Origin of the sequence: Pseudomonas sp. Marseille-Q1929, assembly GCF_017316265.1 — a bacterium.
In the GTDB taxonomy this organism is placed as follows: domain Bacteria; phylum Pseudomonadota; class Gammaproteobacteria; order Pseudomonadales; family Pseudomonadaceae; genus Aquipseudomonas.
This window is the reverse complement of the sequence record NZ_JAFLWU010000006.1, coordinates 86,959-113,469: the sequence shown is the minus strand read 5'-3', so window position 1 is coordinate 113,469 and position 26,511 is coordinate 86,959. Positions and strand designations below refer to the sequence as shown.

Sequence of the window (26,511 nt, the reverse complement as noted above, 5' to 3'; positions counted from 1 at the left end):
TTAGGATCACGCTGATAGTTCGGGTACCAACCCGAATGCCCCTGCTTGTCTCATTTCTTCAAAATAAGAGCTGCGGCTTTGTAAGTCGCTGCTCAAGTTAAAACTACGGCGCCGGTTGAAGCCTGCGCCGTAGCATTTACGGGCACAACGGTCCTGCTTTGCTACAACGTCAGTTACACGCCGCTTTGCAGCAGCATGTTACGGATGTGACCAATGGCCTTAGTCGGGTTCAGGCCTTTGGGACATACGTTGACGCAGTTCATGATCCCGCGGCAGCGGAATACGCTGAACGGGTCATCCAGTGAAGCCAGACGCTCGGAGGTCTTGGTGTCACGGCTGTCTGCCAGGAAGCGGTACGCTTGCAGCAGGGCAGCTGGACCCAGGAATTTATCCGGGTTCCACCAGAAGGATGGGCACGAGGTCGAGCAGCAAGCGCACAGGATGCACTCGTACAGACCGTCAAGCTTCTCACGCTCTTCCGGGGACTGCAGACGTTCGATGGCCGGAGCCGGCGTGTCGTTCTGCAGGAACGGCTTAACTTTCTCGTATTGCTTGTAGAAGATGCTCATATCGACAACCAGGTCACGGATAACCGGCAAACCTGGCAGTGGACGAACGATCAGCTTGTTGCCTTTGACCACGGCGGACAGCGGCGTGATGCACGCCAGGCCGTTTTTGCCGTTGATGTTCATGCCGTCGGAACCGCACACACCTTCACGGCAAGAGCGACGATACGAGAAGCCCTCGTCCTGCTCTTTGATCAGTGCCAATACATCCAGCACCATCAGGTCTTTACCACCGGTATCGACCTGGAATTCCTGCATGAACGGCGCGGCGTCCTGATCAGGGTTGTAGCGATAAACACTGACTTTCAACATGGCAGCCACCCTTAGTAAGTCCGAATCTTCGGTTCAAACGTCGGCACCGTCTTCGGCGAGAAGTTCACGGCACGCTTGGTTACGCGCTTGTCACCCGGGAAGTACAGGGTGTGGCACAACCAGTTTTCGTCGTCGCGATCTTCAAAGTCTTCACGGGCGTGGGCACCACGGGATTCTTTACGAACCTCGGCAGCGATTGCAGTCGCTTCGGCCACTTCCAGCAGGTTTTGCAGCTCAAGGGCTTCGATACGAGCGGTGTTGAACGCTTGGCTCTTATCGTTGATCTTGACGTTGGCGATGCGCGTACGCAGGTCGGCCAACTGGGCAATACCCTTCTGCATGTATTCGCCGGTACGGAATACACCGAAGTAGTTCTGCATGCAGCTTTGCAGCTCGCGACGCAGGGTTGCCACGTCTTCGCCATCAGTACGCTCGTTCAGAGCGTTCAGGCGCGCCAGGGCGGTTTCGATGTTGGCGTCGGTGGCCTCATCGTAATCGATGCCGTCAGTCAGCGCTTTTTCCAGGTGCAGGCCGGCAGCACGGCCGAATACCACCAGGTCGAGCAGCGAGTTGCCGCCCAGACGGTTGGCACCGTGTACCGATACGCACGCCACTTCGCCTACGGCGAACAGACCGTGGATGATCTCGTCGACGCCTTCGGCGTTCTGGGTGATCGCCTGGCCATGAATGTTGGTCGGCACGCCGCCCATCATATAGTGGCAGGTTGGAACCACTGGCACTGGCGCCAGTACCGGGTCAACGTGAGCAAAGGTCTTGGACAGCTCGCAGATACCTGGCAGGCGGCTGTGCAGCACTTCCTCGCCCAGGTGGTCGAGCTTGAGCATCACGTGGTCGCCGTTCGGGCCACAGCCGTTGCCGGCGATGATTTCTTTAACCATCGAACGCGCAACAACGTCACGGCCAGCAAGGTCTTTGGCGTTCGGAGCATAACGCTCCATGAAACGCTCGCCGTGCTTGTTGATCAGGTATCCACCTTCACCACGGCAACCTTCGGTAACCAGTACACCGGCGCCGGCGATGCCGGTCGGGTGGAACTGCCACATCTCGATGTCTTGTACCGGCACGCCAGCACGCAAGGCCATGCCGACGCCGTCACCGGTGTTGATCAGGGCGTTGGTGGTCGAAGCGTAGATACGGCCTGCACCGCCAGTCGCCAGAACAGTTGCCTTGGCGCGGATGTAGGTGGTTTCACCGGTTTCGATGCAGATGGCGATCACACCAACGAATGCACCGTCAGCGTTCTTCACCAGGTCCACGGCGTAGTACTCGTTCAGGAACGTAGTACCGGCTTTCAGGTTGCCCTGGTAAAGGGTGTGCAGCAGCGCGTGACCAGTACGGTCGGACGCGGCGCAGGTACGGGCAGCCTGCCCGCCTTTACCGTAATCCTTCGACTGGCCGCCGAATGGACGCTGGTAGATACGGCCTTGTTCGGTACGGGAGAACGGCAGACCCATGTGGTCCAGTTCGAACACCGCAGCCGGGCCTTCCTGACACATGTATTCGATAGCGTCCTGGTCACCGATATAGTCGGAACCCTTGACGGTATCGTACATGTGCCAGCGCCAGTCATCGTTTGGATCGGCAGAGGCGATGGCGCAGGTGATGCCACCCTGGGCCGATACGGTGTGGGAACGGGTCGGGAACACCTTGGTGATCACGGCAGTCTTGTGACCGCCCTGGGCCAGCTGCAGCGCAGCGCGCATGCCAGCACCGCCGCCACCAATAATGATGGCGTCGAATGAAATAGTTGGAATGTTAGCCATGAATCAGATACCCCAAAGAATCTGCACACCCCAGACAAAGTAAGCGAACATCGCGACGCCGCAGACTGCCTGGAAGAGAAAACGTACTGCAGTCGCGGACTTGCCCAGCGCCATCGGCGTCAGGTAGTCGGTCGCGATGGTCCACATGCCAACCCAGGCGTGTGCGCCCAGGGCTACAAGGGCCAGCAGACTGAAGATTCGCATCGCATTGTGGGAAAACAGGCCATGCCATTGCTCATAGCTGATGCCTGGATTTGCGACGAGGTATCCGATCAGGAAAATGAAATAAGCCGCGAGAACGACCGCAGACACACGCTGTGCCATCCAGTCATAGAGGCCCGAACGCGAAAGGTTCGTAACGCTGGTTACCATATCCAAACTCCTGCCAGAACGATCAGCACCACGGAAATGGCGATGATGATTTTCGAGCCCAGGCGGCCGCCTTCCAGCGTCTCACCGATACCCGCATCCATGATCAAGTGGCGCACACCGGCTACCAGGTGATACAGCAGAGCGGACAGGAGGCCCCATGCTACGAACTTGGCCAGCGGGCTGGTCAAGCATGCCTTCACCTCGGCGTAACCTTCCTCGGAACCCAGGGATTTGCTCAATGCATAAAGCATGATGCCCAAGCCCAGGAACAGGATGATGCCGGAAACACGGTGCAGGAACGACGTAACGCCGGTGATGGGGAGTTTGATGGTCCTTAGGTCTAGGTTTACAGGTCGTTGGCTATTCACGGCTTTTTTTCACACTGAAGAGCCCCTAACAATCAGGGCAAAGTTGTTGGGGAGTGCACTGGTCAGGTAAGCACCACCCAGGGAGTGCGACCCCCAATGAAAGCAAGCCCAAAAGCCCTTGGCGGTCGGTGGCCGAGTATAGACAGTTAGGTTACTAATGACAACGCGCGCACCTCACCCTAATAGCTGATTGCGCTGGCGGTATAAAAGGCGTAAACGGCAGTCAATTTCGAGGAAAAAGTACGGTTAAAGCCTTCTGCTGCAAGACTTTAGGCAAATTGACATCTGGATTTATATCAATATAGTGGTGCGGGCCCTGCGTGGGGGGTCTGTCTGATGATTTGAAGCATAAATAGGAGGCCACATGGCTGACAAAAAAGCGCAGTTGATCATCGAGGGCGCAGCCCCCGTCGAGCTGCCCATTTTAACCGGCACCGTTGGTCCCGATGTTATCGACGTGCGGGGCCTGACGGCCACGGGCCGTTTTACATTCGACCCAGGCTTCATGTCGACCGCCTCTTGCGAGTCGAAGATCACCTATATCGATGGTGATAATGGCATCTTGCTGCATCGCGGCTACCCGATCGAGCAGCTTGCTGAACAGTCGGACTACCTGGAAACCTGCTACCTGCTGCTAAATGGCGAACTGCCAACAGCCGAGCAAAAAGCCCAGTTCGTCAGCACCGTGAAGAACCACACCATGGTTCACGAGCAGTTGAAGACCTTCTTCAACGGCTTCCGTCGCGACGCCCACCCGATGGCCGTCATGTGCGGTGTGGTCGGCGCCCTGTCGGCTTTCTATCACGACTCCCTCGACATCAATAACCCGCAGCATCGCGAAATTTCCGCGATCCGCCTGGTTGCCAAGATGCCGACCCTGGCCGCAATGGTTTACAAGTACTCCATGGGCCAACCCATGATGTACCCGCGCAACGACCTGACGTACGCGGAAAACTTCCTGCACATGATGTTCAACACCCCGTGCGAGATCAAACCGATCAGCCCGGTGCTGGCCGCTGCGATGGACAAGATCTTCATCCTCCACGCCGACCACGAGCAGAACGCATCGACCTCTACCGTGCGCCTGGCAGGTTCCTCGGGTGCCAACCCGTTCGCCTGTATCGCCGCCGGCATCGCCGCACTGTGGGGCCCTGCCCACGGCGGTGCGAACGAAGCCGTATTGACCATGCTCGATGAAATCGGCGATGTCTCGAACATCGACAAGTTCATCGCCAAGGCCAAGGACAAGAACGATCCGTTCAAGTTGATGGGCTTCGGTCACCGGGTCTACAAGAACCGCGACCCGCGCGCCACCGTAATGAAAAAGACCTGCGACGAAGTGTTGAAGGAACTGGGCATCAAGAACGATCCGCAACTCGAACTGGCTATGCGCCTGGAAGAGATCGCCTTGACCGACCCGTACTTCATCGAACGCTCGCTGTACCCGAACGTCGACTTCTACTCGGGGATCATCCTCAAGGCAATCGGCATTCCAACCAGCATGTTCACCGTGATCTTCGCCCTGGCGCGGACCGTGGGCTGGATCTCCCACTGGAAAGAAATGCTCTCCAGCCCGTACAAGATTGGCCGCCCGCGCCAGCTGTACACCGGCTACGAGTCGCGTGACATCACCAAGCTGGAAGATCGCAAGTAAGCATTCAACTGCTTAGCTGCATAGAGAACGGCCTCCCTTAGTGGAGGCCGTTTTTGTTTGTGTCGCCTATACCATCGCCATCGCAGGCAAGCCAGCTCCCACTTTCGACCGAGTACACCCCTTGGAATGCAGTCAAATGTGGGAGCTGGCTTGCCTGCGATTAGGCCCGAACAGCCGCCCCTGAACCCCAGACAAAAAAATACCCCGGCCTTTCGACCGGGGCACTTCTTATCCAGCTACAACCTTAGTGAGAAACCGCCCCACTCGCCCCCAGGCCAGTCTGCGAACGCACAAACTGCGGGAAGTACAGCGCACGCTCTTTCTCTGCCGCCGCCGACTTGTCGGTGATGGAGAAGAACCAGATGCCGACGAACGCAATGATCATCGAGAACAGCGCTGGGTACTCATAAGGGAAGATGGCTTTTTCATGGTGCAGGATCGACACCCAGATGGTCGGGCCGAGGATCATCAGCCCCACGGCACTGATCAAGCCCAGCCAGCCGCCAATCATCGCGCCACGGGTGGTGAGGTTTTTCCAGTACATGGAAAGCAGCAATACCGGGAAGTTACAGCTGGCGGCAATGGAGAACGCCAGGCCGACCATGAACGCGATGTTCTGGCTTTCGAACAGGATACCCAAGCCGATCGCCAGTATGCCCAATGCAATAGTGGTGATCTTCGATACACGAATCTCATCCTTGTCGTTGGCCTTGCCTTTCTTGATGACGCTGGCGTACAGGTCATGGGACACCGCCGAGGCACCGGCCAGGGTCAGGCCAGCAACCACCGCGAGGATGGTGGCGAACGCCACGGCCGAGATGAAGCCCAGGAAGATACTGCCACCCACCGCGTTGGCCAGGTGCACCGCCGCCATGTTGTTGCCACCGAGCAAGGCGCCTGCTGCATCCTTGAACGCCGGGTTGGTGCTGACCAGCAAGATCGCGCCAAAACCGATGATAAAGGTCAGGATGTAGAAGTAACCGATGAAACCCGTGGCGTAGAACACGCTCTTGCGGGCTTCTTTTGCGTCGCTGACGGTGAAGAAGCGCATCAGGATGTGTGGCAGGCCAGCAGTACCGAACATCAGGGCCAGGCCCAGAGAGAACGCCGAGATCGGATCCTTCACCAAGCCACCAGGGCTCATGATCGCCTCACCCTTGGCGTGAACCTTGATCGCCTCGGAGAACAGCGTGTTGAAGTCGAAGTTGACGTGCTTCATCACCATCAGCGCCATGAACGAGGCACCGGACAGCAGCAACACCGCCTTGATGATTTGCACCCAGGTGGTCGCCAGCATGCCGCCGAACAGCACGTACATGCACATCAGGATACCCACCAGGATCACCGCCACGTGGTAGTCCAGGCCGAACAGCAGTTGGATCAGCTTGCCCGCGCCGACCATCTGCGCGATCAGGTAGAACGCCACCACCACCAGCGAACCACAGGCCGACAGGCTGCGGATCTGGGTTTGCCCGAGGCGGTAGGACGCCACGTCGGCAAAGGTGTACTTGCCCAGGTTGCGCAGGCGCTCGGCGATCAGGAACAGAATGATCGGCCAGCCCACCAGGAAGCCGATCGAGTAGATCAGGCCGTCATAACCGGAGGTGTAGACCAGCGCGGAAATCCCCAGGAAGGACGCCGCCGACATGTAGTCACCGGCAATCGCCAGGCCGTTCTGGAAACCGGTGATCTTGCCACCGGCCGCATAGTAGTCGGCCGCCGATTTATTGCGCTTGGACGCCCAGTAAGTGATGCACAGGGTGGCACCGACAAACGCGACAAACATCACGATGGCCGATACGTTCAGGGGTTGCTTGTGCACTTCACCGGTCAATGCGTCCGCTGCCCAAAGGGCCGGAGCGAAGAACGAAGCGCCGAGTAGTGCCAGTAGACGACCGATCATTGCGCAGCCTCCTTGAGAATCGCATTGTTCAGGTCGTCAAATTCGCCATTGGCCCGACGCACGTAGATGCCGGTCAGGATGAAGGCGGACACAATCAGTCCGACGCCCAGGGGAATGCCCCAGGTAATCGAAGAACCGGGGCTGATCTTGGCCCCCAGCACTTGTGGCCCGTAGGCGATCAACAGGATGAAAGCGGAGTAAAGCCCGAGCATGATCGCCGAGAGAATCCAGGCGAATCGTTCCCTTTTTCTCACCAGCTCCTTGAAACGCGGGCTGTTTTGAATCGAGAGGTAAATGCTGTCGTTCATTGTTTTTATCCTCGCAGCACAGCTTTTTTATTATTTTGGAACGTATCCACTGTATGCGGCTGCCGTAGAGGTTCCAGACGACCTTAGTCTTAGATCGAGTGTAGCGAGGGATTGTCAGAGCGCAGGAGGATTTACAGACGGTAAAATCAGTGTGGGAGCGGGCTTGCCCGCGATTGCGGTGGTTCAGTCAACTTATGCATCGACTGACACACTGCTATCGCGGGCAAGCCCGCTCCCACATTAGGTTTGTGGCGTGCTTGCTACAGGTTATTTACCGATCCACTCGGCCACACGCTCAGGGTGCTTGGCCACCCAATCCTTGGCCGCCGCATCCGGCTTGGCGCCCTCTTGGATGGCCAGCATGACTTCGCCGATTTCATCCTTGGAGGCCCACTGGAATTTCTTCAGGAAGGCCGCAACTTCCGGCGCTTTCTTCTCCAGGCCCTTGCTGCCGATGCTGTTGACGGTTTCAGCCGCGCCATACACGCCTTTTGGATCTTCCAGGAAGCGCAGTTTCCACTTGGCGAACATCCAGTGTGGCACCCAACCGGTGACTGCAATGGATTCCTGCTTGTCTTCGGCACGGGTCAGTTCGGCGATCATCGCTGCGCCCGAACTGGCTTGCAGTTTGTAATCGAGGCCGTACTGCTTGATGGCTTCGTCGGTCTTGAGCATCACGCCTGAACCGGCGTCGATGCCGACGATTTTGTTCTTGAAGGTGGTGTCGGTCTTGAGGTCTTCGATGGATTTGGCTTTCACGTACTCCGGCACGATCAGCCCGATTTTCGCATCCTTGAAGTTAGGGCCGTAGTCGACCACCTTGTCCTTGTTCTTGGTCCAGTACTCACCGTGGGTCACCGGCAGCCAGGCGGACAGCATGGCGTCGAGTTTGCCGGTGGCCACGCCTTGCCACATGATCCCGGTGGCGACGGCTTGCAGTTTCACGTCATAACCGAGCTTGGCCTTGATCACCTCTGCCGCCACATGCGTGGTGGCAACGCTGTCGGACCAGCCGTCCACGTAGCCGATGCTCAGGGTTTTGCTGTCGGCGCTGGCCAGTGTGGAGCTCATCGCAACTACCAGAGTGGCAGCTGCGCCCAAGAGTCGTCGCATCTTCATCGTACTTCCCCGAAAGTGCTGCGCCCGACGGATGCCGAGCGACGTCAACCTGTTGTTATGTGGTGCGCCGCGCCCCCTTCACGCGCATCGATCCGGCTGCTGCGGCATCAGTGGAGTGCTGACACTTCGATCATCAACCCGCAAGGACTTGGAACCTGCTCTGTCAGCGACCTCACCCGAGCAAGAAACGACATCACAACGCCAGCAGGACGCTTTGTAGGATTTGGCGTCAAAATCCCGCCCGAACTTTGCATGTCAAAATTATGCAGCCCCACTGGGACGGGCCAAATCCGGGTAAGATGCGCGCCTTTGCTCCCCCAGATAAGCCGACCATGCCCGCGACTGCCCGCTTTCCTGCCCTGCCCTATTTCTTCGCCTTGATCCTTGGCCTGCTGGCCCTGGTCGGTTATTGGTATGGCCTCGGCCGGCCAGTGGTGCTGCCCGACGTTGCGAGCGCTTCGCACAAAATGCAGTGCGCGTCCTACACGCCATTCGATAAAGACCAATCGCCGTTCGACCAGCCCTTCAAGCTGCGTCCCGAGCGCATGGACGCCGACCTGGCGTTGCTGGCCACCCGTTTTGAGTGCATTCGCACCTACTCCATGACCGGCCTGGAAGCCCTGCCAGACATGGCGCGCAAGCATGGCCTGAAGGTGATGGCGGGCGCCTGGGTCAGCAGTGATCCGGTGGCCACCGAGAAGGAAATCAACGAACTGATCGCCTCGGCCAACGCCCATCCGGATGTCGTCACGTCAGTGATCGTCGGCAACGAAGCGCTGCTGCGCAAGGAAGTCACTGCTACGCAGTTGGTGAAGCTGATCCAGACAGTCAAAAGCCAGATCAAACAGCCAGTGACCTACGCCGACGTGTGGGAATTCTGGCTGCAACACCCGGAAATCGCCCCGGCGGTGGACTTCCTGACCATTCACTTGCTGCCGTACTGGGAAGATGACCCGTCCGGGATCGACCAGGCGCTCAAGCATGTAGGCGATGTACGCGAGACCTTCGGCAACAAATTCGCGCCCAAGGACATATTGATCGGCGAAACCGGCTGGCCCAGCGAAGGCCGCCAGCGTGAAACCGCAGTGCCGAGCCGGGTCAACGAAGCCAAGTTCATGCGCGGCTTCGTGGCCATGGCCGAAGCCAATGGCTGGCGCTACAACCTTATCGAAGCCTTTGACCAGCCGTGGAAACGCACCAGTGAAGGTGCCGTGGGCGGCTATTGGGGCCTGTTCGATGCGGACCGCCAGGACAAGGGCATCCTCGCCGGCCCGGTGACTAATGTGCCGTACTGGCCGTTGTGGCTGGGCGTGGGCGGGCTGATCCTGCTGGGCACCTTGGCGCTGGGTGGCCGTGTGCGCAGCACCCGTGCCGCGCTGGCCCTGCCGCTGCTGGGCGCGGTGGCGGCCTGCTCCATCGGCAGCTGGGCAGAACTGACCCGCATCACTGCACGTTTTACGGATGAATGGGTGTGGGCAGGTTTGCTGCTGGTGTTGAACCTATTGGTGCTTGCCCATGCTGCGCTGGCCTTGAGTGCTCGCGAAGGCTGGCGTGAGCGGGCGTTCAACTGGCTGGAGAAACGTGCTGGTTGGCTGATGGCGATCGCTGGCTTCGCAGGGGCTGTGATGATGTTGGCGTTGGTGTTCGAGCCACGCTATCGCAGCTTCCCGAGTGCCGCGCTGGTGCTGCCGGCCTTGGTTTACCTGGTTCGCCCGGTCACTGGCCCGCGCCGGGAAATCGCCCTGCTGGCGTTTATCATCGGTGCCGGCGTTGCGCCGCAGTTGTACCGTGAAGGTCTGTTGAATCAGCAGGCTTGGGGTTGGGCGGTGGTCAGCATGCTGATGGTTGTAGCCTTGTGGCGGTGCTTGCGGGTGCGCAAGGCTTAACACCGCTTTCGCGAGCAAGCCCGCTCCCACATTCGACCGCATTCTCATGTTGGAACTCGGTCAAGTGTGGGAGCGGGCTTGCTCGCGAAGAGGCCCTATCAGACGCCGCGAGACTTCCTGACCAACCGCAACCCCGCAATCACCAGCGCAAACACCGCAAACGCGGTGTTGTACAACGCCAGCGCCGGCAACCCGAACACCATCCCCAGCACCGCCAGCCACCAGCCCACACGGCCCGGCACAAAAAACGCGACGACCGCCGCAACCAACGCAGCCCAGCCCAGCACCTTGAAGTGGATCATCAAGCCCAGGTTCGAACGCAACTGGCACTCCCAGCGCCCGGCTTCGTCGGCGCAGATCCCCACCCAGCTGCCATCTTCCATAAAACCGTAGCGCGCGCCATAACTGGCAGCCAGCCACAGCGGCAGGGCAATAAGCAGCAAAATCAACGGCAAGCGACGGGACATGGGGCACTCCGATAGGCAAAAACGGCGCTCAGCTTAATGCCCCGGTGGCCGTTAGCAAGGCGCATACACACAATTAGTGTTCACCAAAGCGTGGCAAAGTGTATCGTCTGGCTACTATTACCCCGATTCCGACGTTATTTTCCGACATTTCGTGCCGTGTGATGGCACTTCGGCGATAGCACGGTGGTCATAGCCTGCGAACTTCATTTAGCACGTTTCCTCTTAGGGATTTAGTCATGCTCCGTTCCTTGCGCTGTGCTGCCCTGCTGGGCAGCCTTTTTCTGAGTGCGTCAGCACTGGCGGTCGATATCGACCAAGCCAGCTATGGCTACCCTTTGACCAACCCGTTTGAAGCGACCATCGCCACCACCCCGCCCGACCTTCGGCCAACATTGCCGAGCAACGACGAGATCAACCAGTCCGATTACACCCTGACGATGCGCCCCGAGCGCGAGTTCAGCCTGCCCGACAACTTCTGGCCGGTGAAAAAACTCACCTACCGCATCGCTAAGCAAGACCGCGCCGCACCGCTGATCTTCCTGATCGCCGGCACCGGTGCGCGGTTCGACAGCAGCATCAACGAATACCTGAAAAAGCTGTATTACCAGGCCGGCTACCACGTGGTGCAACTGTCATCGCCCACCAGCTTTGACTTCATCAGCGCCGCCTCACGCTTCGCCACCCCGGGGATCACCCAGGAAGACGCCGAAGACATGTACCGCGTGATGCAAGCCGTGCGCGCACAGAACGCCTCGCTGCCGGTGACCGACTTCTACCTCACCGGCTACAGCCTCGGTGGCCTGGATGCGGCATTCGTGGCCAAACTGGACGAGACCCGGCGCAGTTTCAACTTCAAGAAAGTCTTGCTGCTGAACCCGCCAGTCAACCTCTACACCTCGATCACCAACCTCGACAAGCTGGTGCAGACCGAGGTCAAGGGCATCAACAACACCACCACCTTCTATGAACTGGTGTTGAACAAGCTGACCCGCTACTTCCAGCAGAAAGGCTACATCGACCTCAACGATGCCCTGCTCTACGACTTCCAGCAATCCAAGCAGCACCTGACCAACGAACAGATGGCCATGCTCATCGGCACCTCGTTCCGCTTCTCGGCGGCCGACATTGCCTTTACCTCGGACCTGATCAACCGTCGCGGCCTGATCATCCCACCGAAGTACCCGATCACCGAAAGCACCAGCCTCACGCCGTTCCTCAAGCGCGCGCTGCAATGCGACTTCGACTGCTACCTCACCGAACAGGTGATCCCGATGTGGCGCGCCCGCACCGATGGCGGCAGCCTGCTGCAACTGGTTGACCAGGTCAGCCTGTACGCCCTCAAGGACTACCTGCACAGCAGCAAGAAAATCGCCGTCATGCACAACGCCGACGACGTGATCCTCGGCCCTGGCGACCTCGGTTTCCTGCGTAAAACCTTCGGCGATCGCTTGACCGTCTACCCGCTGGGCGGCCACTGCGGCAACCTCAATTACCGCGTCAACGCCGACGCCATGCTGGAGTTCTTCCGTGGCTAAATATCTTCTGCTGCTCGCCGCCTTGATGTGCGCGGGCGTGGCCAATGCCGACAACAGCAAGGCCCATGAGCCGATCAAGGTCGACTCCGATGGTTTCAAGGAGCCGCTGTCCAAGCTCAAGTTCAACCCCGGCATGGACCAGCGTGAGTTCGAGCGTTCGTCGCTGACCGCACTCAACGTCTACGACCCGCTGGAGGCCTGGAACCGTCGCGTTTACCACTTTAACTACCGCTTCGACCAATGGGTATTCATCCCCGTGGTCAACGGCTACACCTACGTCACCCCAAGCTTCCTGCGCACCGGCGTGAGCAACTTCTTCAACAACCTGGGCGACGTGCCCAACCTGTTGAACAGCCTGCTGCAACTCAAGGGCCACCGCTCCCTGGAAACCACCGGGCGCCTGCTGGTCAACACCACCATCGGCATCGCCGGCCTGTGGGACCCGGCCACCGCCATGGGCCTGCCACGCCAGAGCGAAGACTTCGGCCAGACCCTGGGCTTCTACGGCGTGCCGGGTGGCGCGTACCTGGTACTGCCGGTCTTCGGCCCGTCGAACCTGCGTGACACCACTGGTTTGATCGTGGACTACACCGCAGAGAGCCAGATCAACTTCCTCAACGTCTCCGAAGTCAGCTCCAACCACCCGGAAATCTGGGCGTTGCGCGCGGTGGACAAGCGTTACCAGACCAGCTTCCGTTACGGGCAGATGAACTCGCCGTTTGAATATGAAAAGGTACGTTACATCTACACGGAATCGCGCAAGTTGCAGATTGCCGAGTAAACAACACCCACAAAAAAGGCCATTCGATTGAATGGCCTTTTTTATTGCGGCTAGGATCAAGCCTTCACGGTTTTCCAGAGCTTGCCCAGCACGCTGACCAACGCCAGCACCACCGCACCCGCAATGATCCCCGCGACGCCATTTAGCAAGGTCGGCACCAACCACGCCACCCCGCCCGCGCCTTGGCTCACCGTCTCGATCCAGTGATGCACCACCGGCACGCCGTGGGTAAGGATGCCGCCACCCACCAGGAACATCGCCGCCGTACCGATCACCGACAGGCTCTTCATCATGTACGGCGCCGCGCGCAGGATCGCTCCGCCGATACTGCGCGCCATCTGGCCGGGTTTCTGCGTCAGCCACAGGCCCAGGTCATCCAGCTTGACGATGCCGGCGACCAGCCCATAAACACCCACCGTCATGACGATAGCGATGCCCGACAGTACGATCACCTGCTGCATCAACGGCGCATCCGCGACGGTGCCCAGGGTGATGGCGATGATTTCGGCGGAGAGGATGAAATCGGTGCGGATCGCGCCTTTGATCTTGTCCTTTTCGAACGCCACCAGATCGGTTGCCGGATCGGCTACCGCTTCAACCAATTGCGCATGCTCGGCTTTGTCCTCGTCCTTGCTGTGGAGAAACTTGTGCGCGAGTTTCTCGAAACCCTCAAAGCACAGGTAAGCACCGCCGAGCATCAACAGTGGCGTAACGGCCCACGGCGCAAACGCACTGATCAACAACGCCGCTGGCACCAGGATCAGCTTGTTGACGAACGAGCCCTTGGCCACCGCCCACACCACGGGAATTTCCCGCTCGGCGCGCACACCGGACACCTGCTGGGCATTCAGCGCCAAGTCATCGCCCAGTACGCCGGCGGTCTTCTTCGCGGCCATTTTTGTCATCAGGGCAACGTCATCGAGTACGGCGGCGATATCGTCGATCAGTACCAGTAAGCTGCTGCCTGCCATGAATCAGTCTTCCATAAAGGGGGATAAGCCGAGCATAGCGCGGCGCAAGGCTTTGCGGGCGCCTTGTTGAGGCCCGCAGATGGCCGGTGCTACCATGCGCAACCGCCGGTCTTGGCAAGGAATCACCTGGTTTATGAGCAGCATTCGCGAGCGCAACAAAGAAAAAATCCTGCGGGCGGCGAGCGAGGAGTTTGCCGACAAGGGCTTCGCCGCGACCAAAACCAGCGACATCGCCGCCAAGGCCGGGCTGCCCAAGCCCAATGTCTATTACTACTTCAAGTCCAAGGACAACCTCTACCGCGAGGTGCTCGAAAGCATTATCGAGCCGATCCTGGCCGCCTCCACGCCGTTCAACCCGGATGGCGAACCCAAAGAAGTGCTCAGCAACTACATCCGCTCGAAAATCCGCATCTCCCGCGACCTGCCGTTTGCCTCCAAGGTCTTCGCCAGCGAAATCATGCACGGCGCCCCGCACCTCAGCGCGGAGCAGGTCGAGCAACTCAACGCCCAGGCCAAGCACAACATCGACTGCATCCAGAACTGGGTGGATCGCGGCCTGATCGCGGACATTGACCCCAACCACCTGATGTTCAGCATCTGGGCGGCGACACAGACCTACGCGGATTTTGACTGGCAGATCTCGGCGATCACCGGCAAGGCCAAGTTGGATGAGGCGGATTATGAGGCGGCGGCGTTGACGATTATTCGGTTGGTGCTCAAGGGTTGTGAGCCGGACTGATGCACCGTGGTGAGGCCATCGCAGGCAAGCCAGCTCCCACAGGTTCCTGCGTCGCACACAAAATGTAAGAACACCGCAAATCCCCTGTGGGAGCGGGCTTGCCCGCGATAGCGCCCGCCCAGACACATCCTGCCAAAAGCCTGCCGATCACCATCGACCATCCAGATCTAGCCTCTCAAAATCCCCACTGACGAGAGGCCATGGAATGCCTGATCTCCCCGCTTCAAAACGCCTACGCATCGGCCGGCATGATGAGCCCAGTCATATTTACCTGCTGACAACCAATACGCTTGATCGCGAACCCATTTTCCAGGACTTCAAGCTCGGTCGCCTGGTCGTTCAACAATTCAGGATTGCCCAGAACCAGGGCCTGGCGACCTCCTTGGCCTGGGTCGTCATGCCTGATCACTTCCACTGGTTGGTCTCGCTGGAGAAAGGCTCACTGGCCGATCTCATGCGCCAGGTGAAGTCCAAAAGCACCCGCGTCGTAAATGCGGTAGCCAGGCGTCAGGGTCGGCTCTGGCAGCCGGGTTTTCACGACCATGCCGTGCGCCGTGAAGAAAGCCTTGAAGGGATCGCCCGCTATATCGTGGCCAATCCCCTAAGAGCTGGATTGGTAAAAAGATATGGCGACTATCCGCTGTGGGATGCCATTTGGCTTTGACTTGAGACCGAGTCGCCGCCATCGCAGGCAAGCCAGCTCCCACAGTTGAGCGTATTCACAAATTCAGATATGTGAACCCAATCAATTGTGGGAGCTGGCTTGCCTGCGATGAGGCCCGACAGATCACCCAAAAATCAAGCCGACACCCCCGCATCCGCCAACAACCCCACCCCTTCAATCGCCGTAATCGCGCACTGCTCGTCAATATCCGACGTATCCCCGCTGATCCCGATCGCCCCCAACACCCGACCCTCCTGATCCCGGATCAACACCCCACCCGGCGCCGGCACCACGCTGCCCTGCCCCAGGCTGTTCAACGCGGCGATAAACGCTGGCCGCTGCTGCGCGTCCAGTGCCAACAGGCGTGAGCCTTTGCCCAGGGCAATCGCGCCCCAGGCCTTGCCGATGGCGATCTGCGGGCGCAGCAGGCTGGCGCCGTCTTCCCGTTGCAGGGTGATCAGGTGCCCACCGCTGTCGAGCACCGCGATGGTCAGCGGTGCCGCCGCAATGGTGCGCCCTGCTGTGAGGGCCTGGCCGGCCAGTTGGGTGGCAATTTTCAAGGTTAAAGCGCTCATGGTGCCGTCCTTATCTTGTTATGGGAAAAGCGGTGGAGGTCTGAAGGATCAGATGCTCGATCAAACAAATAGAACACAATGACATTTGTTTTTGTATACAATATTTTCGAACAAACCTTCCATACGTCGCAAAAATGCCTTCCGACGAACGCAAAGGCCCGCCGATAAAATGGATTGACCTGCGCAGCTCGCCGTGAATACACTTTGACCAGACACCACTTGTATACAATTACAAAACGCAAGAGGCACCAAAATCATGAGCAAAATGAGAGCAATCGAAGCCGCCGTTCTGGTAATGCGCCGTGAGGGCGTGGACACCGCCTTCGGTATCCCAGGCGCTGCGATCAACCCGCTGTACTCGGCCTTGCAGAAGGTGGGTGGCATCGATCACGTCCTTGCTCGCCACGTTGAAGGCGCCTCCCACATGGCCGAGGGCTACACCCGCACCAAGGCCGGCAATATCGGCGTGTGCATCGGCACCTCGGGCCCGGCGGGCACCGACATGGTCACCGGCCTGTACAGCGCCTCGGCGGATTCGATCCCGATCCTGTGCATCACCGGCCAAGCGCCCCGCGCCCGGATGCACAAGGAAGACTTCCAGGCCGTGGACATCACCAGCATCGTCAAGCCGGTGACCAAGTGGGCAACCACCGTGCTGGAGCCTGGCCAGGTGCCTTACGCGTTCCAGAAAGCCTTCTATGAAATGCGCTCCGGCCGCCCAGGCCCGGTGCTGATCGACCTGCCGTTCGACGTGCAGATGGCCGAGATCGAGTTCGACATCGACGCCTACCAGCCGCTGCCATTGGCCAAGCCGCTGGCCACGCGCATCCAGGTGGAAAAAGCCCTGGCCCTGCTCGATCAGGCTGAACGCCCGTTGCTGGTCAGCGGTGGTGGCGTGATCAACGCCGATGCCAGCGACCTGTTGGTGGAGTTCGCCGAGCTGACTGGTATCCCGGTGATCCCGACCCTGATGGGCTGGGGCACCATTCCCGACGATCACCCGCTGATGGTCGGCATGGTGGGCCTGCAAACCTCTCACCGTTATGGCAACGCGACGATGCTCAAGTCGGACGTGGTGCTGGGCATCGGTAACCGCTGGGCCAACCGCCACACCGGTTCGGTGGAGGTGTACACCGAAGGGCGCAAGTTCATTCACGTCGACATCGAGCCGACGCAGATTGGCCGCGTCTTCACCCCGGACCTGGGCATCGTTTCCGACGCCGGTTCTGCCCTGACCCTGTTCATTGAAGTGGCTCGCGAGTGGAAAGCCGCCGGCAAGCTCAAGGACCGCAGCGCCTGGCTGCACGATTGCCAACAGCGCAAAGCCACCCTGCACCGCAAGACGCACTTCGACAATGTGCCGGTCAAGCCGCAACGGGTGTACGAAGAGATGAACCAGGTGTTCGGCAAAGACACCTGCTACGTCAGCACCATCGGTTTGTCGCAGATTGCCGGTGCACAATTCCTGCACGTCTATAAGCCACGCCACTGGATCAACTGCGGCCAGGCCGGCCCGTTGGGTTGGACCATTCCGGCTGCACTGGGCGTGGTCAAGGCCGATCCGAGCCGCAAGGTCGTCGCGCTGTCCGGCGACTATGACTTCCAGTTCATGATCGAAGAGTTGGCGGTGGGCGCGCAGTTCAAGCTGCCGTACATCCACGTGGTGGTGAACAACTCCTACCTCGGCTTGATCCGTCAGGCCCAGCGCGGGTTTGAAATGGACTACTGCGTGCAGTTGTCGTTCGACAACCTCAACGCGCCGGAACTCAACGGGTATGGCGTCGACCACGTGGCCGTCGCCGAAGGCCTGGGTTGCAAGGCCCTGCGTGTGTTCGAGCCGGGTCAGATCCAGCCAGCCTTGCGCAAGGCGCAGGAAATGATCGAAGAATTCAAGGTGCCGGTGATCGTTGAGATTATTCTGGAGCGCGTGACCAATATTTCCATGGGCACCGAGATCAACGCCGTCAACGAATTCGAAGATCTGGCCCTGGTCGGCAACGATGCGCCGACTGCCATTTCCCTGCTCGATTAAGGAGAACCCTATGCCGCGCTTTGCCGCCAACCTGTCCATGCTGTTCACCGAGCAAGACTTTCTTGCTCGCTTCAAAGCAGCCGCCGATGCGGGCTTCGAAGGTGTGGAGTATCTGTTCCCGTATGAATTCAGCTCGGCTGAAATCAAGGCCCATCTTGACGCCAACGGCCTGACCCAAGTGCTGTTCAACCTGCCGGCCGGTGACTGGGCCCAAGGCGAACGCGGCCTGGCGTGCCACCCGGATCGGGTCGAGGAATTCCGTGCTGGGGTCAAGCTGGCGATCGCCTACGCCCAGGTGCTGGGCAACACCCAGGTCAACTGCCTGGCGGGTATCCGGCCGCAGGGCATTGACGATACAACCGTGGAAAAAACCTTCGTCGCCAACCTCAAGTACGCCGCCGACAAGCTGCAAGCGGCGGGTATCAAGCTGGTGATGGAGATGATCAACACCCGTGACATCCCGGGTTTCTACCTGAACAACACGGCGCAAGCCCTGTCGATTCGCGAGCAGGTGGGCAGCGCCAACCTGTTCCTGCAATACGACATCTACCACATGCAAATCATGGAAGGCGATTTGGCCCGCACCATGGCCGCGCACCTGGATGAGATCAACCACATCCAGCTGGCGGACAACCCTGGGCGTAACGAGCCGGGCACCGGTGAGATCAACTACCGGTTCCTGTTCGAGCATCTGGACCGCATTGGATACAAGGGTTGGGTGGGTTGTGAATACAAGCCATTGACCACCACCGAAGCCGGTTTGGGCTGGCTCAAGACCCACAACGCCATCTAACTGGCACAACACAAAACCCAATGTGGGAGCGGGCTTGCTCGCGAATGCGGTCTGACATTCAACATCAATGTCGACTGATCCACCGCTTTCGCGAGCAAGCCCGCTCCCACATTTGGAACTCCTGTGCTTGGCAGACCGCGAAAGGCCTGTCTATCGAATAAAAAGAGGCATTAATCATGGCTAAAATCGGATTCATCGGCACCGGCATCATGGGCCAACCCATGGCCGCCAACCTGCAAAACGCAGGTCACCAACTGTTCCTCTCCGAGCATCACGGCAAAGCCCCACAAGCCCTGATCGACGCCGGCGCCATCGCCCTGGCCAGCCCGCAACAAGTCGCCCAGGAAGCCGAGTTCATCATCGTCATGGTGCCCGACACCCCGCAGGTCGATGACGTATTGTTCCGCGCCGACGGCGTGGCCGCTGGCCTGTCGCCAAACAAAGTGGTGATCGACATGAGTTCGATCTCCCCTACCGCCACCAAAGCCTTTGCCGAGAAGATCAACGCGACCGGCGCGCAGTACCTCGACGCCCCGGTGTCCGGTGGTGAAGTCGGCGCCAAGGCCGGCACCCTGAGCATCATGATCGGCGGCAAGCCACAGACCTTCGAACGCGCCCTGCCGCTGTTCCAGGCCATGGGCAAGAACATCACCCTGGTCGGTGGCAATGGCGATGGCCAGACCGCCAAGGTGGCCAACCAGATCATCGTCGCATTGAACATCCAGGCCGTGGCCGAAGCACTGCTGTTCGCCTCGAAAAACGGCGCCGACCCGGCCAAGGTGCGTGAAGCGCTGATGGGTGGTTTTGCCTCGTCGAAGATCTTGGAAGTGCATGGCGAGCGCATGATCAAGGGCACCTTTGATCCGGGCTTCCGCATCAACCTGCACCAGAAGGACCTGAACCTGGCGCTGGCCGGCGCCAAGGAGCTGGGGATCAACCTGCCGAACACCGCGGGCACGCAACAGGTGTTCAGCACCTGCACCGCCATCGGTGGCGGCAACTGGGACCACTCGGCGCTGATCAAAGGCCTGGAGCATATGGCCAACTTCTCGATTCGCGATAAGTAAGCAACACCGCTCCTACCTTTGAAATGCGGTCGAATGTGGGAGCGGGCTTGCTCGCGAAAGCGGTGGATCAGTCAGCATGGATGTTGAATGTAAGACCGCATTCGCGAGCAAGCCCGCTCCCACATTTGATCGCATTCCAATTGCCACACCCCTAATAACAAGAATCCCCCGGGAGCCCGCTTATGTCGGTCGATCCGCAACACCTGCTTCGCGAGCTGTTTGCCACAGCCATCGACGCCGCCCACCCCCGGCAAGTCCTTGAACCCTACCTGCCCGCCGACCGCAGCGGCCGGGTGATCGTGATCGGCGCCGGCAAGGCTGCCGCCGCCATGGCCCTCGTCGTCGAAAACTGCTGGCAAGGCGAAGTCTCCGGCCTGGTGGTCACCCGCTACGGCCACGGCGCGCCCTGCAAGCATATCGAAGTGGTCGAAGCCGCCCACCCCGTGCCCGATGCCGCTGGCCTGGCCGTGGCCAAGCGCGTGCTGGCCCTGATCAGCAACCTGAGCGAAGACGACCGCGTGATCTTCCTGCTCTCCGGCGGTGGCTCGGCCCTGCTGGCCCTGCCGGCCGAAGGCATCAGCCTGGCCGACAAGCAAACCATCAACAAAGCCCTGCTCAAATCCGGCGCCACCATTGGCGAGATGAATTGCGTGCGCAAGCACCTCTCGGCGATCAAGGGCGGCCGCCTGGCGAAAGCCGCGTGGCCCGCGACGGTGTACACCTACGCGATTTCCGACGTGCCGGGCGACCAGGCCACGGTGATCGCCTCCGGCCCCACGGTCGGCGACCCCAGCACCTCGGCCCAGGCCCTGGCGATCCTTAAGCGCTACAACATCGACGCCCCCGCCGCCGTGCGCAGCTGGTTGCAGAACCCCGCCTCGGAAACCGTCAAGCCCGGCGACCCGGCGCTCGCCCGCAGCCACTTCCAACTGATCGCCCGCCCGCAGCAATCCCTCGAAGCCGTGGCTGTCAAAATCCGCCAGGCCGGGTTCAGCCCGCTGATCCTGGGCGACCTCGAAGGCGAAGCGCGGGACGTGGCCAAGGTGCACGCCGGGATCGCCCGGCAGATCGTGCAACATGGCCAGCCGCTGGCGGCGCCGTGCGTGATCCTGTCCGGCGGTGAAACCACCGTCACCGTGCGCGGCAATGGCCGTGGCGGGCGCAACGCGGAATTCCTGCTGAGCCTTACCGACAGCCTCAAGGGCCTGCCCGGCGTGTACGCCCTGGCCGGCGACACCGATGGCATCGACGGCTCCGAAGACAACGCCGGCGCGATCATGACCCCATGCAGCTATGCGCGCGCCGAGGCCCTTGGCCTGTCGGCCAGCGATGAGTTGGACAACAACAATGGCTACGGCTACTTCGCCGCCCTCGACGGGTTGATCGTCACCGAACCGACGCGCACCAACGTCAACGACTTCCGCGCCATCCTGATTCTTGAGACTGCCAAACATGACGCCTGACAAGAAGGTCAAAATCCTCGCCACCCTGGGCCCCGCCACCGACGGCATCGACGATATCCGCGAGCTGGTGGAAGCCGGGGTGAATATCTTCCGCCTCAACTTCAGCCACGGCGACCATGCCGACCACGCCCAACGCTACCAGTGGATCCGCCAGGTGGAGCGCCAGCTGAACTACCCGCTGGGCATCCTCATGGACCTGCAAGGGCCGAAGCTGCGCGTCGGCCGTTTTGCCGAGGGCAAGGTGCAACTGGTGCGCGGCCAGGCGCTGCGCCTGGACCTGGACCCGACCCCGGGCGACCAGTGCCGGGTCAACCTGCCGCACCCGGAAATCATCGCAGCGCTGGAACCCGGCATGGACCTGTTGCTGGACGACGGCAAGCTGCGCCTGCGGGTGATCACCAAACACGCCGAGGCGATCGACACCACCGTGCTGAATGGCGGCGAATTGTCTGACCGCAAAGGCGTGAACGTCCCACAAGCCTTGCTGGAACTCAGCCCATTGACCGCCAAGGATCGGCGCGACTTGAGCTTTGGCCTGGAACTCGGCGTGGACTGGGTGGCGCTGTCGTTCGTGCAGCGCCCGGAAGACATCCGCGAAGCCCGCGAGCTGATCGGTGACAAGGCGTTTCTGATGGCCAAGATCGAGAAGCCGTCGGCCGTGCAGCGCCTGCAGGAAATCGCTGAGTTGAGCGACGCGATCATGGTGGCCAGAGGCGATCTGGGCGTGGAAGTGCCGGCCGAGAGCGTGCCGCAGATCCAGAAAGACATCATCAGCGTCTGCCGCCAGCTGGGTAAGCCCGTGGTGGTGGCCACGCAGATGCTCGAATCCATGCGCTTCTCCCCGGCGCCGACCCGTGCCGAGGTGACCGATGTCGCCAACGCCGTGGCCGAAGGCGCGGATGCGGTGATGTTGTCGGCGGAAACCGCGTCGGGCGAATACCCACTGGAAGCCGTGCAGATGATGAGCAAGATCATCCGCCAAGTGGAAAGCGGCCCGGATTACCAGGCGCAACTGGATGTGAGCCGGCCGAAGGCGGATGCCACGGTATCGGATGCCATCAGCTGCGCGATCCGGCGCATCAGCAACATCCTGCCGGTGGCGGTGCTGGTCAACTACAGCGAGTCCGGCAGCTCCAGCCTGCGTGCAGCGCGGGAGCGGCCGGTGGCGCCGATCCTCAACCTCACGCCGAACCTGTCCACGGCGCGGCGCTTGAGCGTGGCGTGGGGGGTGCACTCGGTAGTCAATGACCGGCTGCGCCAGGTGGACGAGGTGTGCTCGACGGCGCTGGAGATTGCCCAGGCCCAGGGCATGGCGCAGCGCGGGGATACGTTGGTGATTACCGCGGGGGTGCCGTTTGGGCAGCCGGGGTCGACCAATTCGCTGCGTATCGAGACGTTGATCTAACGCCTGTAAAGGCCCCTTCGCGAGCAAGCCCGCTCCCACACTTGAATTGTGAACACATTCAAAATGTGGGAGCTGGCTTGCCTGCGATAGGGGACAACTCGGTCCCACTGACTAACCACCATGCACAACCAGACCTGCCCCGACTGGGCCGAAGCCCTGCTCAACGGCTTCAGCCAGATATTCCTGCAGCGCCAGCCGCTGTGCGGCCTGCTGTGCCTGCTGGCCATCCTGATCGGCGCCCCGGCCTTGTTCGGCGGGGCGTTGCTCGGTGGCGTGGCGGGTTTGCTCACGGCCCAGCGCCGGGGCTATCCCAAGGCCGAGCGCCAGGCCGGGCTCTATAGCTATAACGGCGTGCTGCTGGGCTTGTTGATCAGCCAGCACTTCGCCTGGTCGGCCTTGTTGCCGCCGCTGATCCTCGCGTGCGGCGGGCTGGCGGCGATGCTTACGCGACAATGGCTGAAGCAGACAGCCTTGCCGCCCTACACAGCGCCCTTCGTGGGCCTGGGTTGGTTGCTACTGGGCACGGTGCCGCCAGGCGCCCTTGCCCTGACCGAGCCAGATACCTTCGCCGTCGTTGCCGCGCCCTTTACCGGGCTCGCGCAAATCATGCTGCTGGACCAACCGGCGGCTGGCGTACTGATTGCCCTTGGCCTGTGGCTGGCCAACCGGCGTGCTGCACTGTGGGCCTTGTTCGGCGCCAGTTTTGGCGTGCTGGTCGCGCTGCTGCTGGACGAACCATCCAGCGCCCTCCTCGGCCTGCACAGTTACAATCCGGCGCTGGCCGCATTGGCCCTGAGCCATGTGCACCGCCAACCCTGGCTACCACTGCTGGGCATAGGCCTGTCGATCCTCCTGATGCCAGCCTTCGCCGCCCTGCACCTGCCCGCGCTTACGGCACCCTTCATCCTCGCCTGCTGGCTGGTGCGCGCCGGTGTTCGCACGCTTCAGAAACCGCGCATGGACAGCCCCTTCGAATCCCCCTAGGCTTGCTCGACATCTGATTCAGGCGGGCTTTATGGACAGCAACAACGACTGGCGCCAGCGGCTCTACGTCATGATTTTCCAGACCGACACCAACGCCGGGCGACGCTTTGACGGGATCTTGTTGCTGATCATCCTCGCCAGTCTGGTGATCGTGATGCTCGACAGCATCGACGAGATACACCAGAACTACGCCGACGTGCTGGCCTACATCGAGTGGGGCTTCACCATCATCTTCGCGATCGAGTACGGGCTGCGACTGTATTGCTCGCCCAAGCCGTTGCGCTATGCCTTCAGCTTTTATGGGCTGGTGGATTTGCTGGCCATCGTGCCGGGCATCCTCGCCCTGTATTACAGCGATGCGCAGTACCTGTTGATCATCCGCATCATCCGCATGCTGCGCATCTTCCGTGTGCTCAAGCTCAGCCCGTACCTCAAGCAGGCCAACTACCTGATGGCGGCGCTGCGCGGCAGCAAGCAGAAGATCGTGGTGTTCCTGGTCAGCGTGTGCACCCTGGTGACGGTGTTCGGTACCCTGATGTACGTGATCGAAGGCCCGGAACACGGCTTTACCAGTATTCCCAAAGGTATCTATTGGGCAATCGTCACCCTGACCACCGTGGGCTTTGGCGATATCGTGCCGAAGACGCCCCTGGGCCAGGTGATTTCATCGCTGGTGATGATCACCGGTTATTCGATCATCGCCGTGCCCACCGGGATTTTCACCGCCGAACTGGCCAGTGCCATGCGCGGTGAGCAACTGCAACACGACTGCCCGGTGTGCAAGAAAAACAGCCACGAGCCCAACGCCGCATTCTGCGCGCGCTGTGGCAGTAATCTTTTTCGTAAAGTGGAATAAGCAAAGTGCGTTTTAATCTTTAAACGTCTATGCAGGCCCGGCTATAGTCGCTGGCAAATTGCCGTCACTTACACCGTCACCTTCTCGAACAACAAGGAATGAGCAGTGAAAAAACTCGTTAGCGCCTCCCTACTGGCCGCCGGCCTTGCCCTGGCGGGCGCCGTCCAGGCTGCCCCCGTGACACTGCTTAACGTCTCCTACGACGTGATGCGCGATTTCTACAAGGACTACAACGCCGCGTTCCAGAAGCACTGGGACGCCGAACACCCGAACGACAAGCTGACCTTGCAAATGTCCTTCGGCGGCTCGAGCAAACAAGCGCGCTCGGTGATCGACGGCCTGCCGGCTGACGTGATCACCATGAACATGGCCACCGACATCAACGCCCTGGCGGACAACGGCAAACTGGTGCCGGACAACTGGGTCACCCGCCTGCCGAACAACAGCGCACCGTTCACCTCCGCCACCGTATTCATCGTGCGCAAAGGCAACCCGAAAGCCCTGAAAGACTGGCCAGACCTGTTGAAAGATGGCGTGCAAGTGATCGTGCCCAACCCGAAAACCTCGGGTAACGGCCGCTACACCTACCTGTCGGCCTGGGGTTATGTGCTGAAGAACGGCGGCGACGAAAACAAGGCCAAGGCCTTTGTCGGCAAGCTGTTCAAGCAAGCGCCGGTCCTGGATACCGGTGGCCGTGCGGCCACCACCACGTTCATGACCAACCAGATCGGCGACGTGCTGGTGACGTTCGAGAACGAGGCAGAAATGATCGCCCGTGAATTCGGCCGCGACCAGTTCGAAGTGATCTACCCAAGCGTCTCCGCCGAAGCTGAGCCACCGGTGTCGGTGGTCGACAAAGTGGTCGAGAAGAAAGGCACCCGCGCGGCGGCCGAAGACTACTTGAAGTACCTGTGGTCGGCAGAAGGCCAGGAAATCGCAGCCAACAACTACCTGCGTCCACGTGACCCGAAAGTGCTGGCCAAGTACACCGACCGTTTCCCGAAAGTCGACTTCCTGTCGGTGGAAAAGACCTTTGGCGACTGGCGCACCGTGCAGAAGACCCACTTCAATGATGGTGGGGTGTTTGACCAGATCTACAGCGGTCAATAACTAGCTGAAGAAATGTAGTTCCCTGTGGGAGCTGGCTTGCCTGCGATGCAGACACCTCGGTGCATCAGGAATACCGAGGTGATGCTATCGCAGGCAAGCCAGCTCCCACACAAGCCCGCTCCCACATTTGGTCCTGCGCCAGACGTTACATCGGCGGTGTTACACCATCCTTGCCAGCTGATATTGCTTGAGCCGTGATAGTCCCATCCGCCCCCTTCGCCGCAAACAACACCACCTTCACCCCCGCCTTCAACAGGCTGCGATCCCCCGGCTCCAGGTTGACGATCGGCACATCCTCCGGCACCACGATCTTCTGCTCGCCGCCCTTGTACTTCACCGTCAGCGTGCGCCCATTGCTCACCACCAGGTCGCCCACGGTGCCGTTGGTCATGCTGCTGCCTTCCTTCAAGTCGAACGCTCGGTGCCCATCGCCGGTGCCGGCCATGGCCGGTGGGAACACGTGCACTTCCAGCGCGGTCAGGCTGCCGTCGGCATTGGGCATGGCAGCAGAACCGATGTAGCTGCCCGGCTTGATCTCATCGATCTTGGCCAGGGTGACGGCGCGCACCTGGGTGGCCGGGGTCAACAGCACGGTGACGTCCTCGCCGCTGTTGACCTTGACGTGCATCGCGTCACCGTCGATGGCGGTGATGGCTCCGCGCACGCCCACGCGCGGCGCTTCGGCTGCGTGGGCCAGGCCCACGGCCATGGCGGCGGCGAGGGTTGAAGCCAGGAGCATCTTGTTCAGCGTGATCTTCATGGGATTTCCTGTTTCGGCAGTTGTGTCTGAATGTATC

At 60.3% G+C, this 26,511-nt stretch carries 25 protein-coding genes; 14 read left to right on the top strand and 11 right to left on the bottom strand.

Going from position 1 to position 26,511, the window contains the following annotated elements; all coding sequences use genetic code 11:
* Nucleotides 1–173 precede the first annotated feature (173 nt).
* From J1G37_RS10100 to sdhC, 4 genes are read right to left on the bottom strand one after another with little or no spacing between them, the layout of a single operon-like run.
* Nucleotides 174–878 (bottom strand): succinate dehydrogenase iron-sulfur subunit, encoded by a 705-nt coding sequence (locus J1G37_RS10100; protein WP_003172807.1) that lies wholly within the window; start codon nt 876–878, stop codon nt 174–176.
* An 11-nt stretch (nt 879–889) separates the two neighbouring features.
* Nucleotides 890–2,662 carry a succinate dehydrogenase flavoprotein subunit gene (gene sdhA / locus J1G37_RS10095; RefSeq protein ID WP_207041469.1) on the bottom strand — a complete coding sequence of 591 codons (1,773 nt, stop codon included), beginning with the start codon at nt 2,660–2,662 and terminating at the stop codon, nt 890–892.
* A gap of 3 nt (nt 2,663–2,665) precedes the next feature.
* A complete protein-coding gene (gene sdhD, locus J1G37_RS10090; RefSeq protein ID WP_016974690.1) occupies nt 2,666–3,034 on the bottom strand; it encodes a succinate dehydrogenase, hydrophobic membrane anchor protein in 369 nt (122 codons plus the stop codon).
* Complete coding sequence (sdhC, locus tag J1G37_RS10085) at nt 3,028–3,402, bottom strand: succinate dehydrogenase, cytochrome b556 subunit (protein ID WP_016979564.1); 375 nt, start codon at nt 3,400–3,402, stop codon at nt 3,028–3,030. The genes sdhD and sdhC overlap by 7 nt, the downstream gene beginning before the upstream one ends.
* 364 nt (nt 3,403–3,766) lie before the next feature.
* On the opposite strand from sdhC, the gene gltA reads away from it, so the two are divergent.
* Entirely contained in the window at nt 3,767–5,056 is a 1,290-nt protein-coding gene (gltA, locus tag J1G37_RS10080; protein ID WP_003210575.1) for a citrate synthase, read from the top strand.
* 244 nt (nt 5,057–5,300) lie between these two features.
* Here the strand turns inward: gltA and J1G37_RS10075 are convergent, their stop codons facing one another.
* The 3 genes from J1G37_RS10075 to J1G37_RS10065 all read right to left on the bottom strand — a co-directional run bounded on the left by J1G37_RS10075 (nt 5,301) and on the right by J1G37_RS10065 (nt 8,386).
* On the bottom strand, nt 5,301–6,959 hold the full coding sequence (locus tag J1G37_RS10075; protein ID WP_207041468.1) for a cation acetate symporter: 1,659 nt from the start codon (nt 6,957–6,959) through the stop codon (nt 5,301–5,303).
* Nucleotides 6,956–7,267 (bottom strand): DUF485 domain-containing protein, encoded by a 312-nt coding sequence (locus J1G37_RS10070; RefSeq protein WP_003190001.1) that lies wholly within the window; start codon nt 7,265–7,267, stop codon nt 6,956–6,958. The genes J1G37_RS10075 and J1G37_RS10070 overlap by 4 nt, the downstream gene beginning before the upstream one ends.
* Before the next feature lie 267 nt (nt 7,268–7,534).
* Entirely contained in the window at nt 7,535–8,386 is an 852-nt protein-coding gene (locus tag J1G37_RS10065) for a glycine betaine ABC transporter substrate-binding protein (RefSeq protein ID WP_124525326.1), read from the bottom strand.
* A gap of 332 nt (nt 8,387–8,718) precedes the next feature.
* Between J1G37_RS10065 and J1G37_RS10060 the strand changes: the two genes are divergently transcribed.
* Nucleotides 8,719–10,272: a glycosyl hydrolase family 17 protein gene (locus J1G37_RS10060; RefSeq protein WP_207041467.1), complete on the top strand. Its 1,554-nt coding sequence runs from the start codon at nt 8,719–8,721 to the stop codon at nt 10,270–10,272.
* Between the two features lie 98 nt (nt 10,273–10,370).
* Here the strand turns inward: J1G37_RS10060 and J1G37_RS10055 are convergent, their stop codons facing one another.
* Nucleotides 10,371–10,739 carry a hypothetical protein gene (locus J1G37_RS10055; RefSeq protein ID WP_207041466.1) on the bottom strand — a complete coding sequence of 123 codons (369 nt, stop codon included), beginning with the start codon at nt 10,737–10,739 and terminating at the stop codon, nt 10,371–10,373.
* Between the two features lie 236 nt (nt 10,740–10,975).
* On the opposite strand from J1G37_RS10055, the gene J1G37_RS10050 reads away from it, so the two are divergent.
* The gene (locus tag J1G37_RS10050) at nt 10,976–12,274 is read left to right on the top strand and encodes a serine/threonine protein kinase (RefSeq protein WP_207041465.1); all 1,299 of its coding nucleotides are present in this window, start codon (nt 10,976–10,978) and stop codon (nt 12,272–12,274) included.
* Entirely contained in the window at nt 12,267–13,055 is a 789-nt protein-coding gene (locus tag J1G37_RS10045; protein ID WP_207041464.1) for a VacJ family lipoprotein, read from the top strand. The genes J1G37_RS10050 and J1G37_RS10045 overlap by 8 nt, the downstream gene beginning before the upstream one ends.
* A gap of 56 nt (nt 13,056–13,111) precedes the next feature.
* On the opposite strand, the gene J1G37_RS10040 is transcribed toward J1G37_RS10045, so the two are convergent.
* Nucleotides 13,112–14,026 (bottom strand): DUF808 domain-containing protein, encoded by a 915-nt coding sequence (locus J1G37_RS10040; protein ID WP_207041463.1) that lies wholly within the window; start codon nt 14,024–14,026, stop codon nt 13,112–13,114.
* Nucleotides 14,027–14,159: 133 nt separating this feature from the next.
* Here J1G37_RS10040 and J1G37_RS10035 point away from each other — a divergent pair, with 133 nt between their 5' ends.
* Together J1G37_RS10035 and J1G37_RS10030 are read left to right on the top strand one after the other, a co-directional pair.
* Entirely contained in the window at nt 14,160–14,765 is a 606-nt protein-coding gene (locus tag J1G37_RS10035) for a TetR/AcrR family transcriptional regulator (RefSeq protein WP_207041461.1), read from the top strand.
* A 205-nt stretch (nt 14,766–14,970) separates the two neighbouring features.
* A complete protein-coding gene (locus J1G37_RS10030) occupies nt 14,971–15,429 on the top strand; it encodes a transposase (RefSeq protein WP_207041460.1) in 459 nt (152 codons plus the stop codon).
* A 134-nt stretch (nt 15,430–15,563) separates the two neighbouring features.
* Here J1G37_RS10030 and J1G37_RS10025 read toward each other — a convergent pair whose 3' ends face one another.
* Nucleotides 15,564–16,004: a heme-binding protein gene (locus J1G37_RS10025; RefSeq protein WP_207041459.1), complete on the bottom strand. Its 441-nt coding sequence runs from the start codon at nt 16,002–16,004 to the stop codon at nt 15,564–15,566.
* Between the two features lie 256 nt (nt 16,005–16,260).
* Here J1G37_RS10025 and gcl point away from each other — a divergent pair, with 256 nt between their 5' ends.
* The 8 genes from gcl to J1G37_RS09985 all read left to right on the top strand — a co-directional run bounded on the left by gcl (nt 16,261) and on the right by J1G37_RS09985 (nt 25,714).
* Nucleotides 16,261–18,036: a glyoxylate carboligase gene (gene gcl, locus J1G37_RS10020; RefSeq protein WP_207041458.1), complete on the top strand. Its 1,776-nt coding sequence runs from the start codon at nt 16,261–16,263 to the stop codon at nt 18,034–18,036.
* Nucleotides 18,037–18,046: 10 nt separating this feature from the next.
* Nucleotides 18,047–18,829 carry a hydroxypyruvate isomerase gene (hyi, locus tag J1G37_RS10015; RefSeq protein ID WP_207041457.1) on the top strand — a complete coding sequence of 261 codons (783 nt, stop codon included), beginning with the start codon at nt 18,047–18,049 and terminating at the stop codon, nt 18,827–18,829.
* Nucleotides 18,830–19,005: 176 nt separating this feature from the next.
* A complete protein-coding gene (locus J1G37_RS10010) occupies nt 19,006–19,896 on the top strand; it encodes a 2-hydroxy-3-oxopropionate reductase (RefSeq protein WP_207041456.1) in 891 nt (296 codons plus the stop codon).
* Nucleotides 19,897–20,078: 182 nt separating this feature from the next.
* Nucleotides 20,079–21,359, top strand: a complete 1,281-nt coding sequence (locus J1G37_RS10005) for a glycerate kinase (RefSeq protein ID WP_207041455.1) — start codon at nt 20,079–20,081, stop codon at nt 21,357–21,359.
* Nucleotides 21,349–22,764 carry a pyruvate kinase gene (pyk, locus tag J1G37_RS10000; protein ID WP_017734355.1) on the top strand — a complete coding sequence of 472 codons (1,416 nt, stop codon included), beginning with the start codon at nt 21,349–21,351 and terminating at the stop codon, nt 22,762–22,764. Before J1G37_RS10005 ends, pyk begins: the two co-directional genes overlap by 11 nt.
* Nucleotides 22,765–22,884: 120 nt before the next feature.
* A complete protein-coding gene (locus J1G37_RS09995) occupies nt 22,885–23,748 on the top strand; it encodes an urea transporter (RefSeq protein ID WP_207041453.1) in 864 nt (287 codons plus the stop codon).
* A gap of 31 nt (nt 23,749–23,779) precedes the next feature.
* The gene (locus tag J1G37_RS09990; RefSeq protein WP_207041452.1) at nt 23,780–24,604 is read left to right on the top strand and encodes an ion transporter; all 825 of its coding nucleotides are present in this window, start codon (nt 23,780–23,782) and stop codon (nt 24,602–24,604) included.
* 105 nt (nt 24,605–24,709) lie between these two features.
* Entirely contained in the window at nt 24,710–25,714 is a 1,005-nt protein-coding gene (locus tag J1G37_RS09985) for a sulfate ABC transporter substrate-binding protein (RefSeq protein ID WP_207041451.1), read from the top strand.
* A gap of 145 nt (nt 25,715–25,859) precedes the next feature.
* On the opposite strand, the gene J1G37_RS09980 is transcribed toward J1G37_RS09985, so the two are convergent.
* The gene (locus tag J1G37_RS09980; protein WP_124525342.1) at nt 25,860–26,474 is read right to left on the bottom strand and encodes a DUF5666 domain-containing protein; all 615 of its coding nucleotides are present in this window, start codon (nt 26,472–26,474) and stop codon (nt 25,860–25,862) included.
* Between the last annotated feature and the right edge of the window lie 37 nt (nt 26,475–26,511).

Bases quoted from the DNA above. Each gene is read 5' to 3' on its own strand.
- J1G37_RS10100 (WP_003172807.1), bottom strand. From the start codon at position 878: ATGTTGAAAGTCAGTGTTTATCGCTACAACCCTGATCAGGACGCCGCG.
- sdhA (WP_207041469.1), bottom strand. From the start codon at position 2,662: ATGGCTAACATTCCAACTATTTCATTCGACGCCATCATTATTGGTGGC.
- sdhD (WP_016974690.1), bottom strand. From the start codon at position 3,034: ATGGTAACCAGCGTTACGAACCTTTCGCGTTCGGGCCTCTATGACTGG.
- gltA (WP_003210575.1), top strand. From the start codon at position 3,767: ATGGCTGACAAAAAAGCGCAGTTGATCATCGAGGGCGCAGCCCCCGTC.
- J1G37_RS10075 (WP_207041468.1), bottom strand. From the start codon at position 6,959: ATGATCGGTCGTCTACTGGCACTACTCGGCGCTTCGTTCTTCGCTCCG.
- J1G37_RS10070 (WP_003190001.1), bottom strand. From the start codon at position 7,267: ATGAACGACAGCATTTACCTCTCGATTCAAAACAGCCCGCGTTTCAAG.
- J1G37_RS10065 (WP_124525326.1), bottom strand. From the start codon at position 8,386: ATGAAGATGCGACGACTCTTGGGCGCAGCTGCCACTCTGGTAGTTGCG.
- J1G37_RS10060 (WP_207041467.1), top strand. From the start codon at position 8,719: ATGCCCGCGACTGCCCGCTTTCCTGCCCTGCCCTATTTCTTCGCCTTG.
- J1G37_RS10055 (WP_207041466.1), bottom strand. From the start codon at position 10,739: ATGTCCCGTCGCTTGCCGTTGATTTTGCTGCTTATTGCCCTGCCGCTG.
- J1G37_RS10050 (WP_207041465.1), top strand. From the start codon at position 10,976: ATGCTCCGTTCCTTGCGCTGTGCTGCCCTGCTGGGCAGCCTTTTTCTG.
- J1G37_RS10040 (WP_207041463.1), bottom strand. From the start codon at position 14,026: ATGGCAGGCAGCAGCTTACTGGTACTGATCGACGATATCGCCGCCGTA.
- J1G37_RS10035 (WP_207041461.1), top strand. From the start codon at position 14,160: ATGAGCAGCATTCGCGAGCGCAACAAAGAAAAAATCCTGCGGGCGGCG.
- J1G37_RS10030 (WP_207041460.1), top strand. From the start codon at position 14,971: ATGCCTGATCTCCCCGCTTCAAAACGCCTACGCATCGGCCGGCATGAT.
- J1G37_RS10025 (WP_207041459.1), bottom strand. From the start codon at position 16,004: ATGAGCGCTTTAACCTTGAAAATTGCCACCCAACTGGCCGGCCAGGCC.
- gcl (WP_207041458.1), top strand. From the start codon at position 16,261: ATGAGCAAAATGAGAGCAATCGAAGCCGCCGTTCTGGTAATGCGCCGT.
- hyi (WP_207041457.1), top strand. From the start codon at position 18,047: ATGCCGCGCTTTGCCGCCAACCTGTCCATGCTGTTCACCGAGCAAGAC.
- J1G37_RS10010 (WP_207041456.1), top strand. From the start codon at position 19,006: ATGGCTAAAATCGGATTCATCGGCACCGGCATCATGGGCCAACCCATG.
- J1G37_RS10005 (WP_207041455.1), top strand. From the start codon at position 20,079: ATGTCGGTCGATCCGCAACACCTGCTTCGCGAGCTGTTTGCCACAGCC.
- pyk (WP_017734355.1), top strand. From the start codon at position 21,349: ATGACGCCTGACAAGAAGGTCAAAATCCTCGCCACCCTGGGCCCCGCC.
- J1G37_RS09995 (WP_207041453.1), top strand. From the start codon at position 22,885: ATGCACAACCAGACCTGCCCCGACTGGGCCGAAGCCCTGCTCAACGGC.
- J1G37_RS09990 (WP_207041452.1), top strand. From the start codon at position 23,780: ATGGACAGCAACAACGACTGGCGCCAGCGGCTCTACGTCATGATTTTC.
- J1G37_RS09980 (WP_124525342.1), bottom strand. From the start codon at position 26,474: ATGAAGATCACGCTGAACAAGATGCTCCTGGCTTCAACCCTCGCCGCC.